We start from the raw sequence: 12,201 nt of genomic DNA, 5'->3' as shown, positions 1-12,201 counted from the left end.
TCGCCCTCACCCGCAACGAGGCCCGCTACGAGCTGCCCGACGCCGGCCCGGAGACCGGCATCGAGGTGTGGCACCGCCGCTCCGCCGGCGAACGCTGACCGCCTCCGAAATCCGGAGGCGATCGCGGGTGCGCCGCGGCTAGGGTGGCGCGGTGCCCGACCTCCAGCGGCTCGCCGCCCACCACGCCGCCGCCCTGCTGCGCTTCGAACTCGACAACCGGGAGTGGTTCGCCCGGTCGGTGCCGGACCGGGGCGACGCGTACTTCGCCGACTTCGACGCGCGGCACGCGGGGCTGCTCGCCGAGCAGGAGACCGGGGTTTGCCACTTCCACGTCCTGGTCGACGCCGACGGGACGGTGCTGGGCCGGTTCAACCTGGTCGACGTCGCCGACGGCGAGGCCGAGCTGGGCTACCGGGTGGCCGAGCGGGCCGCCGGGCGCGGGGTGGCGACCGACGCCGTCCGCCGCGTCCTGGCGCTGGCCCGCCGGACGTACGGGCTGCGCCGGCTGACCGCCATGACCACTCTGGACAACGCCGGCTCCCTCGCGGTGCTCCGGCGCACCGGCTTCACGCGGGTCGGCGAGGTGTCACTCGACGGGCGCCCCGGTCTGCGGTTCGCCCGCGAGCTGACGGCCGACGACTGACGCGCCGGACATCCGCTCCCGGACGGCCTCCAGCGCCTCGAAGGCGTACGCCCAGTTGTGGCACTTGAAGCTGCGCAGCCCCTCGATCGAAGTGCGGCAGTCGGAGCAGCGCACCCCGGCGATCGCGTCCGGGACCTCGGTGTTGACGTACTTGCGGTCGCCGAGGATGACCGTCGCGATCATCATCCGGTCGTGTACGCCGGAGAGCGCCGAGGAGACGATGTCGTACCAGTTGACCCGCCGGCCGCACTTCGGGCAGTCCGGCTCGTCGCCGCTGACCCACAGCGGGGCGCCGATGCTGCGCAGCGGCATGCCGAGCAACTTCTCGATCCGGCGCACGTCCGACTCGGGTGTCGTCCACCGGTGCTCGCCGGGCAGCGACGCGGGCGAGTCGTAGACGGCACGGAACAGGACCCGGGTCGACCTCCACGGTTTCGCGCTGACGGGTCATCGGCGTGCCTCCTCACGGTCGGTGCCCCCACCGTCGCCGCAGGTGGGGGCAGGCTCAACCGGATCAACGACACGGCGGGCCCAACCGGATCAACGTCCCGGCGGGCCGGCGGATCGCCCGTCGGGGCCGGCGGCATCCGCCGACCGGTTCAGCCCTGCGGTGGCGGCGGCAGTTCGGCGTGCCGCACCCGGTAGCCGCCGTCGGTCACCGGGGCGAAGGGCGCGGGCGCCATGCAGGTGCCCGCGCTGCCCTCCCGCCACTGCCCGTCCGGGCCCTGGTCGGCGTTGACCACCGCCCAGGAGAAGCCGACGCGGTCGTGGCCCGGCCCGTCGTACACGCTGAAGCCCAGCCGCCGCCCGACGAGGTCGGCCACCGGCGCGTCGGCCTCGGTGACCACGGCGGTGAGGGTCGCGGTCCGCGCGGCCGTGACCAGGCAGTCGACCCGGGCCGCGAAGCGGACGGTGGAGCCGTCCGCCGCGACCCGGTGGGCGATCCGCACGGTCCCGGTCGCGTCGGTGGGCAGGCCCTGCGGCGCCCCCGGCATGGGCCGGGTGTACGGGGTGGCGCGCGCGTCGAAGCTGAAGCTGCGCACGTCCCGGTCCGGCGCGAACGTCAGCCGGACGTCCCCGGCTCCGGTCACGCTCGCCGTCCTCGGCGTCTGCGGTGCGTTCGCCGTCGTCGGCGTGGCGCTCGCCGACGGCGCGGCCACCAGCGCCGTGGCGGCCACCAACGCGACCGCGCCCACCCCGCGCAACGTCTTGTTCATCCGGTCCTCCTGGCCCTCGCGGCGACCCGGCGTCGCCGTCGGCCTCCACGTTGCCGGCGGGCGGTCCCGAGCACCTCCCGCCGTGGGGCGAGCCGTCTCCTTCCCGCGGGGGAGGGCGGGCCTAGCCGGTGATCTTCGCCAGCGCGCGCTGGATCATGCCGAGGGTGCGGACGGACCGCTGCGGCACCTCGGCCTCGGGGACGCTCTCCAGGATCGCCGCGATGCCGCTTCGCCCCTGCCGCATGCGCTCCGGCTCTCCCCGCCGCTAGTGGTCGTTCAGCATGAACAGCACCGTCCGGTGCTCGGCGTCTAGGAACGCCACCCGCCCGCGCGTGGCCGGCGGGGCCTCGTCGTACGACCGGCTGTGCAGCCAACGGGCACCGGCCGGGACGAACGGTTGGAGCCCGGGCCACACGTCGGCGGGCGTCTTGCCCTGACCGAGGTGGGCCGGAGCGCCGGCCGCGAGGGGCACGAAGTCGTACCGCTCCGCCAACCTCCGCGCGTCCTGCGGGTGCAGCCTGACGACACCCTGGTAGGCCCAGTCCGTCGGACCAGGCACCCGCGAACAGGGATCGCCCAACGCGCGAGCCTGCCAGTGGATCTCGGGATAGTCGCCGAGGTCCGGCAGTTCCTCCGGTGGGTCCCAGCGGTCGGCCCGGACCTTCGCCTCCGCCTCGCGCACCGACTTCCGGCACCCCTGCGCCTCGCGCGGCGGCCCGCCGCCGCAGCCGGCGACCAGCCCGATCGCCGCGGCGACGGCGACGGCGCGGGCGCGCGTCCCTGCTCCCATGGCGAGGACAGTAGATGGCCGCCGCTCGCCGCTCGATCTTTGGCGGTCGGCCCCGACGGGTCGCCGGGGGACGTCGGCGCCCGGCGTGCCGGGGTCAGCCCTCGTAGAGCGGGTGGTCCGTGGTGTTCGGCTCCGTGTCGTCGACACCGATCGCCCGCAGGTCGGCCGTGCTGAACGTCAGCTCCGCGCGGTCCCCGAGCATCATCGCGACGAGCGCGTCGAGCATCTCCAGGTGGCTCTCCCGCGACTCGGCGGTCAGCGCGTCGATGCGCCGGCTGGCGGCCATGACGCGCTCGCCCTCGGCCCCCGCCTCCTCGATCTTCCGGATCAGCAGGCCAGCTTCCAGGAAACCGGACCACGGAGTGCGCAGGGCGAAGAACGAGTCGGCCGTCGAGGAGAACAACCTGAACCGCACCCGGTGGGTGAGGCTGTCGACGGCGTCCTCGTGCAGCCGCAGGCCGAAGAGTCGCTGGAGCCCGTCGAGCATCGCCGTGTAGTGCGCCCTCAGCGCCGCGTTGTAGGCCGAGGAATCGGGCCGGTAGCCACCGAATCCCCGCTCCTGTGCGGCGAGATGGACGCGGACGAGGTCACGCCGGTCGTACATGCAGCCCTCCCCGTGGTGAATCACGGACGCTACCTCGTCCGCTCGACGGCGTAGCGTTGACGCATGATCACCTGTGTCGTCGACTACGTGATTGATCCCGGCAAGCTGGACGAGTTCGAGCGGTTCGCCCGCCGCTGGATGGAGCTGGTGGCGCGGCACGGGGGGACTCACCACGGCTACTTCCTTCCCGCGGAAGGCGCCAGTGACCGCGCACTCGCCCTGTTCAGCTTCCCGAGCCTCGCCGCGTACGAGCAGTACCGGTCGCTGTTCGGCACCGACCCGGATTTCGTGGCGGCCGACCGCATCCGTGACGACAGCGGCTGCGTCCTGCGCTACGACCGCTCCTTCATGCGCCCCCTGCTGCCGCCGTCCCGCCCTTGACCTCAACCGAACTTGAGATCTTAGCCTCGGGCCCATGACAGGCTCGATGCTCGACGAGGCGTACGAACGGGTGCGGCACACCGGCCCGGAGCGGGACGGTTGGCTGTCCAATCACGCGCCGATGGCGGTGGAGGCGTTGGCACACCGCGGTCACGAACAGGCCGTCCACCGGTGGCTCGACTCCTACGCGGACCGGCTGGAGGAGCGGCCGCGCGGCATCCGGCCCATTCCCGCCGACGAGTGGCGTGACCCGCTCGGCGACCCGGTCCGCACCGGCGACTGGCTCGACTACTTCGACCGCGAGCTGGCCGGCGAACACTGGCGCGAGGTGCTCGTCCGTTGGTGGCCGCGCCTGCTCCCCGGCATCGCCGCGGGCGCCACCCACGGCGTGATCCGCGTCGGCCACGCCGTACGCGCGTTGCTCGACGAGGAGACCGGCCCGCGCGTCGCCGAGCTCGGTCAGGGGCTGGCCTACTGGGCCGCCCGGTGGCAACCCCTCGCCCCGCCCGGCACCGGGCCGTACCGGACGACCGACCCCCGGTCCGCGCTCGACGCGGTGCCCCGCGTGCCCGACCAGCGGTCCGGCATCCGCGCCCGCCTCGCCCAGCTGGCCGACCTGGCCGGGTGGCCGGCAGCGGCGGGCGCGGTGCCCGGCGGCGACACGGACGACGTGCCGGCCCGGCTCGCCGGCATCGTCGACGCCGCCGTCGTCCGACACGGCACGCACGGATACGCCAGCCCTGTCATGCTCGTGCACGCCGCCACCGCGCCGAACGCGGTCCTGCGCACGCTGCCCGCGCTGCCGGGAGCGCTCTGGGCGCCGAGTCTCGCCGCCGCCTGGGCGGCGACGGCCGCGGTGACCGCCGCCTACGCCCCCGCGGCGGCGCGGCCCGCTCCGCCCGTCACCTCCGGTCTCGACGCCGACGAGGTCATGCGCCGCGCGACGGACACCGGCGATGCCCACGCCATCAAGTTCGTCGACACCGCGATCGATGCGTACGCCCGCAGCGGCAGCCCCGCGATCCTCGCCGTCGCCGCCGGATCGACAGATCAGATCGCCGCCGACTGACCGTCGCCGGGAGACGCGAGCGGGTACGCCCGCGCGAGCCGCAGCCATGGGGGCCTGCCGTCACCGCCGTTCGACGACCTCCGACTCGTGGGGGATGCCCTGCTCGACCGCGACCGGCGGCCCGTCGGGCCGGCGCCACACCCGATAGTCCCGGAAGGACAGGGGGACGCCGCGCGCGGTGAACGGATCCGCCGAATCCATGATCTGGATGTGCAGGTGCGGCTGCGTGGAGTTGCCCGAGTTGCCGCAGGCACCCAACTCCTGGCCAACCGCGACCGACTCGCCCTCGTCCACCCGGATCGAGCCGGCGCGCAGGTGCGCGAGCACGACGTACCCGCCGCGGTTGTCCAGTTCGAGGATCACATGGTTGCCCGCGATGGCGCCCGCGCCCCCGCGAACCCGGGCCGCCTGGGTCAGGGCGTAGGGCACCCGCGCGAGCGGCGACCGCCGCGCCACGAGGTCCGGCTCGCCGTCGTGCACCGACACCACCCGGCCGGCGGCGGGCGCGAGGATGGGCTGACCGAACGCGAAGAACCGCTCCACCGGCTCCGTGGACAACAGCGCGCGCCAGTCCCGCGCGGTCGCCGTGCGCCGTCCCCGCACCGCGACGAAGTCCATGGCGTACGTCGTGGCGAACAGGTCGGTGCCGTGGCTCGGCACGCGCCGCGCCGGGCTGTTCCGCGCGAGCCACGTGCCGTCAAACGGCAGCGAGAGTACGACCGGTTCGGGTGTGGACATCGCGGGTCCTTCCGTGTCGCCTGCTCGTGGCGGGGCGCGAGCGCCAGGCGCGTTTCTCCGCGCGGTCACGTGCCACGAGCCTCCCGCGCCGACCGGCGGGCGATCGGCCCGCCACGTCGTGTCCCGCACCACTGACGACCCTGGCACAGGTGCGCAAGCTTGGCGGCCGGAGGAGTCGCGGGTACTGTGCCTCGGGTGAGCCCTGAGTCAGACAGAGTGGAGCCGCCGGTCGCTCGGCGGCGGGTTGTCCTCTGACCAGTGACCGATCGGTTCCCGATCGGGTCTCGCTTCCAGTGACCGGACACGTGTCCCGCGCGTCCGGCCCAGTTCCGTCTCTCGTCCCGGCTTCCCGGTTGACGTAGGTCGCTGCCCGGCGCGCGCTGCCTCTGCTCGCGTATCTCAGCGCTGGAGTCGACCCCTTGCCTCTGTTTGTCTACGTCCTCAGCCTTGCCGTTTTCGCGCAGGGAACCTCCGAGTTCATGCTGTCCGGTCTCGTACCGGGCATCGCCCACGACATGTCCGTGTCCGTGGGGGCCGCCGCGGGCCTGACCTCCGCGTACGCCGTCGGGATGATCGTCGGGGCGCCGGCCATGGCCGTGCTCAGCGCCCGATGGCCACGTCGTCGGGCGCTGGCGGGCTTCCTGGCCGCGTTCGTCGTCGTGCACGTGGTCGGTGCGGTCACCACGAGCTTCCCGGTGCTGTTCGGCACCCGCATCGTCGCCGCGATCGTCAACGCCGGCTTCCTCGCGGTCGCGATGTCCGCCGCCACCGCCCTGGCCGGCCCGGCACGGCAGGCCAGAGCCACGGCGGTCATGTTGTCCGGGGTGACGCTGTCGTGCGTCGCCGGCGTGCCGGCGGGCGCGCTGCTCGGTGACCGCTTCGGCTGGCGGTCGGCGTTCTGGGCGGTCGCCGCGCTCTGCCTACCCGCCTTGGCGCTCGTGTTCCGGTCGGCGCCCGCCGCCGCGGCCCGCCGCCGGGACGTCTCGATCAGGGGGGAAGCGCGCGAGTTGGGGTCGCGCCCCGTGCGGCTGGCGATGACCCTCGCGGCGCTGGTCAACGGGGCGACCTTCGCGACGTTCGCCTACCTCGCCGTCATCGCGACGGAGGTCACCCACCTGCCGGGCGGCGCGGTGCCCGGGCTGCTCGCCGCGTTCGGGGTGGGCGCGTTCGTCGGGGTCACGGCGGCCGGTCGGATCGGCGACGGACAGCTACGGCGGGGCCTGGTCCTCGCCGTGTGTGCCCTGCCTGCCGGATGGGCGGTGCTGGCCGCCACCAGCGCCCACACCGCCCCGTTGTTCGTCGTGACGATCATCCAGGGCGGGCTGTCGTTCGGCATCGGCTCGATGCTCGTCAACCGCGTCATGGTGGTCGCCTCCCGCGCGCCGTCGCTGGGCGGGTCGTTCGCCACGGTCGCGCTGAACGCCGGCGCGTTCCTCGGACCGCTCCTCGCCGGCATCGCGACCGAGACGACGCACGACTACCGCCACGCCGCGTGGGTCAGCGCCGCGCTGGCCGCGGCGGCGGCCGTCGTCATCGTCGCCGCCCGGACGCGAGCCGCCGTGGCGGCTCCGAGGTGACACGCCGCCCTGACCAACCGGGTGCGCGACGGCGTGCACCCGCATTCGCCGGTGCGCGGACCACGCGCATCTGCCCAATGGGCGAGCCCCGAATTGGATCTACCCGTCGCGCCGGTGCGGTCACTAACGTCGGACCCGTACCGAGACCGTCCTTTGCTGAGGTGACCCGAGGATGTCCTATCCACCGCCGCGGTACGCCAGCGACGCGGGAGCGGTCAGCGCGACCTTCCGGCGCGCCGACACGCCGCCCGACCTCACGATCGGCGTCAGGTCCCGGGTCGGTCACCTGGCCACCGGAGCCACCACCGACGGCCAGTTCGGCCTCTACCGGTGGGACATGGCGGCGATCCCACCGGGCAACAGCACGCCCGGCGGGCACTTCCACCGGACCTTCTCCGAATCGTTCTTCATCCTGGACGGCACCGTGTCGCTCTACGACGGCGACACCTGGCGCGACGCCGCCGCGGGCGACTTCCTGTACGTGCCACCGGGCGGCATCCACGCCTTCCGCAACAACTCCGGGGCAGCCGCCTCGATGCTGGTGCTGTTCACGCCCGGCGCGCCGCGCGAGGCGTACTTCGAAGAGCTCGCCGACATCGTCGCCACCGGCCGGCAGCTCACCGAGGACGAGTGGACCGAGCTGTACGCCCGCCACGACCAGTACGAGGTGAAGATCTAGCACGGGCCGGGCGGCTTGCCGCCCGGCCCGCCCCCGTCCGCCGGGTGCCGGCCCGCCCGGCTCCGCGCGGGCTACCCGAGCGCCTGCCGGGCCCCCTCGCCCATGGGGTCCTGGCGGGTGGGCAGGCGCTGGACGGTTGGCAGCACCTCCTCCTGGAAGACGCCGTGCAGCCGCCGCAGCTCCCCCGCCGGATGCTCGGCGTCGTCGACCCGCACGTCCCAGAGCGGGTACGGCTGGTCGCCGATCACCGTCACGGTCGCCGACCGGGCGCCGTGCCGGTCACCGCCGGCCTCCTCACCGGCCTCGATGACCCGCACGAGCCGCTCCGCCAGGTCGAGTTCCCGGCTTTCCTCGAACACCCGGACGATCTCCGCGAGCGTCTCCGGGCCCACCAGGCGGTTGCCCTGCGCCGCGTAACCCGGCCCGGTGCGGTGCCCCGCCCAGGCCGCCGTACGGGAGCCGGTGAAGGCGTGCGAGCGCCCCTGGCGGTCGACCATGCCGACCTGCCGCACCTCCCGACCCGGATCGCGGGCCAGCAACTCGGTCAGGACGTCCTGCGGCGAGCGTCCCTCGCCGAGCAGCGGCAGGCCGTCGTAGGCCAGGAACGGATTGGGAGTGGCCTGGGTCGCCACCGCGCCACCGCCGGCGTGGACGTGTGCGACGAGCTTGCCCACCGCAGGCCGGGCCGTCAGGGCGCCCACCCCGAGCTGGCCGGTACGCGGACACCGCGCGGCGATCGAGAAGGTCACGGCCAGCGGGTACCCGGACGAGTGACCGGCATGCCGACGGACGTACCCCACGTGCCGGTGGCCAGGTCGGGTGCCTGCCTGAGCCCGGTCCTAAAGTGGTCGCCATGGCCGACATCGAGTTCACCACGCCGCCGACGCTCCCGCAGCCCAACGGGTACAGCCATGCAGCCACCATTGGTCCGGGTTGCCGGCTGGTCTGGACGTCGGGTCAGGTGCCCATCGCCGCAGACGGCACCGCAGCGCCCAGTGACGACTGGGAGGCCCAAACCCGCCAGGCCATGCGCAATGTCGGTGCCGCCCTGTCCGCCGCGGGCGCGACCTGGGACGACGTCTTCAAGCTCACCTTCTACCTGACGGATACCTCTGCGCTGGCGGTCGTACGGGCGGTACGGGACGAGTTCATCAACACCCAGCGGCCACCGACCAGCTCCCTTGTCCAGGTAGCAGGTCTGTTCCGACCGGATCTGCTGATCGAGATCGAGGCGGTCGCAGCAATCGCCGACCGCTGAACCTCACGACGGGGACCATGCCGGGCGACCGGATCCGGCATGAAGATCAGGGCTGTTGACCTGCGGAAAAGTGGGCGGTGCAGGTGGCCGGCGGGGACGTGGCCCAGGTCCTCGGCGGCGGCGACGAGCTGCGCGCCCGGGCAGAGGGCGAGCGGCACCGGGGTGCTCTACCGCGCGGAAACCTTTGGGGTGGAGTCGGACAGGTGTGGCGCTTCCAGGCAGTGCAGTGCGATCTCGGCCGCGTGCTGCATCGCGGCGCGGGTGCGTTCCGGTGGCTCGGCGTGCTGGAGGCTGGTCACGGCGGCCGCGCTGATGGCTCCCATCAGCGCGCCGACGACGGCTGCCGCGGTGACCTCGTCGAGTGCTTGCGGGTAGGCCCGGTGCAGCGCCTCGGCGATACGGGTCTGAGCGGTGAAGATGGTGTGCAGCACGCGAGCCTGAACAGTGGGTGTGGTGACCACCAGCTGCGCACGCAGCGCCGCCAGCCCGCTCGGTAGGTCACCTGCGGCGGTGTCGGCGATCATGCTTCGCGTCGCTTCGGCCAGTACCTCCTGGATCGACGCGCCGGGCTTCCGTGCCGCGATGGCCTGTACGGCCAGGTCGATCCTCCTGCTGCCGTCAGCCAGCAGGACGTCCTCCTTGGTGGCGAAGTGCAGGAAGAACGTGCGCTTGCTGACGTCGGCGGCCTCGGCGATGTCAGCCACGCTGGTCTGGTCGTAACCCTTCGCGGTGAACAGGCGGACCGCCGCGTTCACCAGCGCCTGCCGGGTGAGCTGCTTCTTGCGTTCACGGCGTCCAAGGTCCTCTGGCACGGGACGAGCGTAGTACACCGCGTATATCAGTTCACCCGGTGTATGAGTACACTGAGTGCATCGAGTTGGATGAAGCGGAGCGAGGTGCCGAATGGGCGAGTTGACTGGACGGACGGTGCTGGTGACCGGTGCCGGGCGGGGCATCGGCCGGGCGGAAGCGTTGTATCTGGCCGCCAGCGGCGCGAATGTGGTCGTGAACGACCCCGGCGTGGAGATCGACGGGCGCGGCGGCGATGCCAGCGTCGCCGCCGCTGTGGTCGACGAGATTCGCGCACAGGGCGGGCGCGCGGTCGCCGACACCGGCAGCGTCACCGATTGGACGGCCGCCCAGCGCATGGTCGAGCTGGCCGTCGCGGAGTTCGGCGACCTGCACGCGGTGGTCAACAACGCCACGATCGAGATCAACAAAGGGCTTGAGCGGCTGACCGAAGCGGAGTTCGACGACGTGGTGGCGGTCAAGCTGAAAGGGACCTTCGCGGTGAGCCGCTGGGCCACGGCGTACTGGCGTGACCGGCGAGACGAAGGAGTCCGCATGGACCGCGCCATCGTCAACACCGCGTCGGGCTCCGGGCTGCTCAATCCCTTGCCCACCCAGACGAACTACGCGGCGGCGAACGCCGCGGTCGCGGCCATGACCACGGTGCACGCGCTGGAACTGCGGCGGTTGGGAGTTCGGGTGAACTGTGTCAGCCCGTCGATGGTGCGCACTCGGCTGACGAACCCCGTGCCAGGCATGGATCAGACGCCGCCGGACGGGGAACCGGACCCCAAGGACCCTCGTTGGGTGGCTCCCCTCGTCGCCTACCTGGTCAGCGAGGCGTGCTCACTGACCGGACAAGTGCTGTCGGTGCGTGGCGGCTCGATCGCGGTCAACCACGGCTGGTCGCGCGGCGCGCAGGTCAACAAGGACAAAGCGCTCTGGACGGTTCCCGAGCTGGCGGCAGAACTGACAGCACTGCCACTCGAGGATCCGTTCGACCGGCTGGCGACCGCACTCGGCAGCGCTCTGGGCATCCAGGGCCGCGACAAGTTCGAAGCGATGGTCAACGCAGAGCTCGACAAACGCTGAGAGCTCCTGACGAAGCGAATTCTCATTGGTGCCTGGCCAGCGACGATGGGCCGTGGCTCGGGTCCGAGTCCTGGGTGGAACGTGATCGTCTGGTGACGCTGGACTTTGACCGTCGGAGGCCCGAAGTTAGGGTTCCCGCCGTGACGCGACATGCGGATGATCGGGACCGGGCGGGCTTGAGGCAAGCGCTTCACGAGTTGGTCCTACGGCTGGACAGCGATCAGGGCCCCGATCGTCGGCGACGTACCGCAGGCCTTGTTGAACAACTCGCCAGGCCAGCGGCCGGGTTCCTTCAGCCCAGTTTGGAGGAACTGCTACATCACTATGTTGCCGCCGACGACTCTGTTGCTCGAGATCAGATCGCGCGTGTGCTGGCGGGGGCATGCGAAACCGCCGCGTTGCCTGCGCTGTTGCGGGCGCTTGTCGGGGACCGCAACGACGACGGCGACACGCTGCAATGTGACGTCCTGAAATTGTTCCGCGACTCACACGCGGAGGCGTTGGCGCAGGTCATGTCATGCCTTGCCGCCGAGGATGCCGGTCTGCGCCGTGTGGGGGTGTGGGGCCTGAGCGTTCTCGACTGGAGTCAGCAAGACGCATACGTCGAGCTGATCGTCAAGGCCGGGTCGGACGTGGATGCGTCGGTTCGATCCGAGGCGACAAGTGCGCTCGGGTCGGTTTTCGGAGCGGGCCATCCCCGAGCTCGGGAAGCAGTTATGGCCGCAGCCCAGGATGTTGATGTCGAGGTCAGGTGCCGCGCGGTGGAGGCCTTGAGATCGTGGTCCGACGCCGAGGCAGAGAATTTGTTGCTGACCTGTGCCGACGACCCGGACAGTAGGGTGCGAGTTCAGGCCGCCTGGGCGCTGGCCGGCGTTCGGAGACCGGAGGCGGGAGCGATCATTCGGCGTCTCCTGAAAGACGATGAAGTACACGTCCGACACGCAGCGTCTCAAGTCTCGGAGCTGTCTCAAGTCTCGGAGCTGCTTCCGCCACTTACAACTCCTGACGAAATGATGTTGGGCGTGTCCTCAGGACGTGAGGGTCGTGCTGTCTGAACGTGAGGAGGGGTAAGCAGCCGCCGTGGATCGTCTCGGACGAACTGCGGGAGTGAGGCCGCGCCGGAGGCGCGCCTGTGTCTCGACCAAACTCAAGCCCCGGATCTGCGCCTGGTCGGTGGCCTCCTGCGGAACGCGGACAGCACACGGCGGGAAACCTCGCGTCGACCAAGATCGGAGCTGAGGTGTGCCCTGGTTGTGCCCGATGATCTTCGTCTGACGTTTCCGCAGCTCAGAAGTGGTTTGAGTGGGCCGCCAGGGACTCGAACCCTGAACCTATGGATTAAAAGTGGCCAGGGTGTGACAAAA

16 protein-coding genes are annotated in these 12,201 nt (G+C 71.9%); 8 read left to right on the top strand and 8 right to left on the bottom strand.

The window, feature by feature from the left end; translation table 11 throughout:
* Positions 1-151 precede the first annotated feature (151 nt).
* Positions 152-643 carry a GNAT family N-acetyltransferase gene (locus ACSNOB_RS22840; protein ID WP_436688486.1) on the top strand — a complete coding sequence of 164 codons (492 nt, stop codon included), beginning with the start codon at positions 152-154 and terminating at the stop codon, positions 641-643.
* Here ACSNOB_RS22840 and ACSNOB_RS22835 read toward each other — a convergent pair.
* From ACSNOB_RS22835 to ACSNOB_RS22815, 5 genes are all read right to left on the bottom strand, one after another.
* Positions 587-982 (bottom strand): hypothetical protein, encoded by a 396-nt coding sequence (locus ACSNOB_RS22835; protein WP_436688485.1) that lies wholly within the window; start codon positions 980-982, stop codon positions 587-589. The two genes, ACSNOB_RS22840 and ACSNOB_RS22835, sit on opposite strands and share 57 nt — an antisense overlap.
* Positions 983-1,242: 260 nt before the next feature.
* Positions 1,243-1,860 carry a hypothetical protein gene (locus ACSNOB_RS22830; protein ID WP_436688484.1) on the bottom strand — a complete coding sequence of 206 codons (618 nt, stop codon included), beginning with the start codon at positions 1,858-1,860 and terminating at the stop codon, positions 1,243-1,245.
* A gap of 121 nt (positions 1,861-1,981) precedes the next feature.
* Positions 1,982-2,104, bottom strand: a complete 123-nt coding sequence (locus tag ACSNOB_RS22825) for a hypothetical protein (RefSeq protein ID WP_436688483.1) — start codon at positions 2,102-2,104, stop codon at positions 1,982-1,984.
* Positions 2,105-2,125: 21 nt separating this feature from the next.
* Positions 2,126-2,650: a hypothetical protein gene (locus tag ACSNOB_RS22820; protein ID WP_436688482.1), complete on the bottom strand. Its 525-nt coding sequence runs from the start codon at positions 2,648-2,650 to the stop codon at positions 2,126-2,128.
* Positions 2,651-2,744: 94 nt separating this feature from the next.
* A complete protein-coding gene (locus tag ACSNOB_RS22815) occupies positions 2,745-3,254 on the bottom strand; it encodes a hypothetical protein (RefSeq protein ID WP_436688481.1) in 510 nt (169 codons plus the stop codon).
* Positions 3,255-3,317: 63 nt separating this feature from the next.
* Between ACSNOB_RS22815 and ACSNOB_RS22810 the strand changes: the two genes are divergently transcribed.
* Complete coding sequence (locus ACSNOB_RS22810; protein ID WP_436688480.1) at positions 3,318-3,635, top strand: NIPSNAP family protein; 318 nt, start codon at positions 3,318-3,320, stop codon at positions 3,633-3,635.
* A 34-nt stretch (positions 3,636-3,669) separates the two neighbouring features.
* Positions 3,670-4,704 carry a questin oxidase family protein gene (locus ACSNOB_RS22805; RefSeq protein ID WP_436688479.1) on the top strand — a complete coding sequence of 345 codons (1,035 nt, stop codon included), beginning with the start codon at positions 3,670-3,672 and terminating at the stop codon, positions 4,702-4,704.
* Between the two features lie 60 nt (positions 4,705-4,764).
* On the opposite strand, the gene ACSNOB_RS22800 is transcribed toward ACSNOB_RS22805, so the two are convergent.
* Positions 4,765-5,442: a M23 family metallopeptidase gene (locus ACSNOB_RS22800; protein ID WP_436688478.1), complete on the bottom strand. Its 678-nt coding sequence runs from the start codon at positions 5,440-5,442 to the stop codon at positions 4,765-4,767.
* A 419-nt stretch (positions 5,443-5,861) separates the two neighbouring features.
* On the opposite strand from ACSNOB_RS22800, the gene ACSNOB_RS22795 reads away from it, so the two are divergent.
* Complete coding sequence (locus ACSNOB_RS22795; protein WP_436688477.1) at positions 5,862-7,019, top strand: Cmx/CmrA family chloramphenicol efflux MFS transporter; 1,158 nt, start codon at positions 5,862-5,864, stop codon at positions 7,017-7,019.
* 172 nt (positions 7,020-7,191) lie between these two features.
* Positions 7,192-7,698, top strand: coding sequence for a cupin domain-containing protein (locus tag ACSNOB_RS22790; RefSeq protein WP_436688476.1), 507 nt, complete (start codon positions 7,192-7,194; stop codon positions 7,696-7,698).
* Positions 7,699-7,769: 71 nt separating this feature from the next.
* Here the strand turns inward: ACSNOB_RS22790 and ACSNOB_RS22785 are convergent, their stop codons facing one another.
* Positions 7,770-8,447, bottom strand: coding sequence for a DUF1028 domain-containing protein (locus ACSNOB_RS22785; RefSeq protein ID WP_436688475.1), 678 nt, complete (start codon positions 8,445-8,447; stop codon positions 7,770-7,772).
* A 104-nt stretch (positions 8,448-8,551) separates the two neighbouring features.
* Between ACSNOB_RS22785 and ACSNOB_RS22780 the strand changes: the two genes are divergently transcribed.
* The gene (locus ACSNOB_RS22780) at positions 8,552-8,956 is read left to right on the top strand and encodes a RidA family protein (protein WP_393101950.1); all 405 of its coding nucleotides are present in this window, start codon (positions 8,552-8,554) and stop codon (positions 8,954-8,956) included.
* 167 nt (positions 8,957-9,123) lie between these two features.
* Here ACSNOB_RS22780 and ACSNOB_RS22775 read toward each other — a convergent pair whose 3' ends face one another.
* Positions 9,124-9,768: a TetR/AcrR family transcriptional regulator gene (locus tag ACSNOB_RS22775; protein WP_436688474.1), complete on the bottom strand. Its 645-nt coding sequence runs from the start codon at positions 9,766-9,768 to the stop codon at positions 9,124-9,126.
* 91 nt (positions 9,769-9,859) lie between these two features.
* Between ACSNOB_RS22775 and ACSNOB_RS22770 the strand changes: the two genes are divergently transcribed.
* On the top strand, positions 9,860-10,837 hold the full coding sequence (locus tag ACSNOB_RS22770; RefSeq protein ID WP_436688473.1) for an SDR family NAD(P)-dependent oxidoreductase: 978 nt from the start codon (positions 9,860-9,862) through the stop codon (positions 10,835-10,837).
* 302 nt (positions 10,838-11,139) lie between these two features.
* A complete protein-coding gene (locus ACSNOB_RS22765) occupies positions 11,140-11,892 on the top strand; it encodes a HEAT repeat domain-containing protein (protein WP_436688472.1) in 753 nt (250 codons plus the stop codon).
* Positions 11,893-12,201: the final 309 nt, after the last annotated feature.

The organism is Micromonospora sp. URMC 106 (genome assembly GCF_051386395.1).
Classification (GTDB): Bacteria; Actinomycetota; Actinomycetes; order Mycobacteriales; family Micromonosporaceae; genus Micromonospora.
The sequence above is the reverse complement of the archived record's forward strand: the minus strand, read 5'-3'. Positions and strand labels throughout refer to the sequence as shown.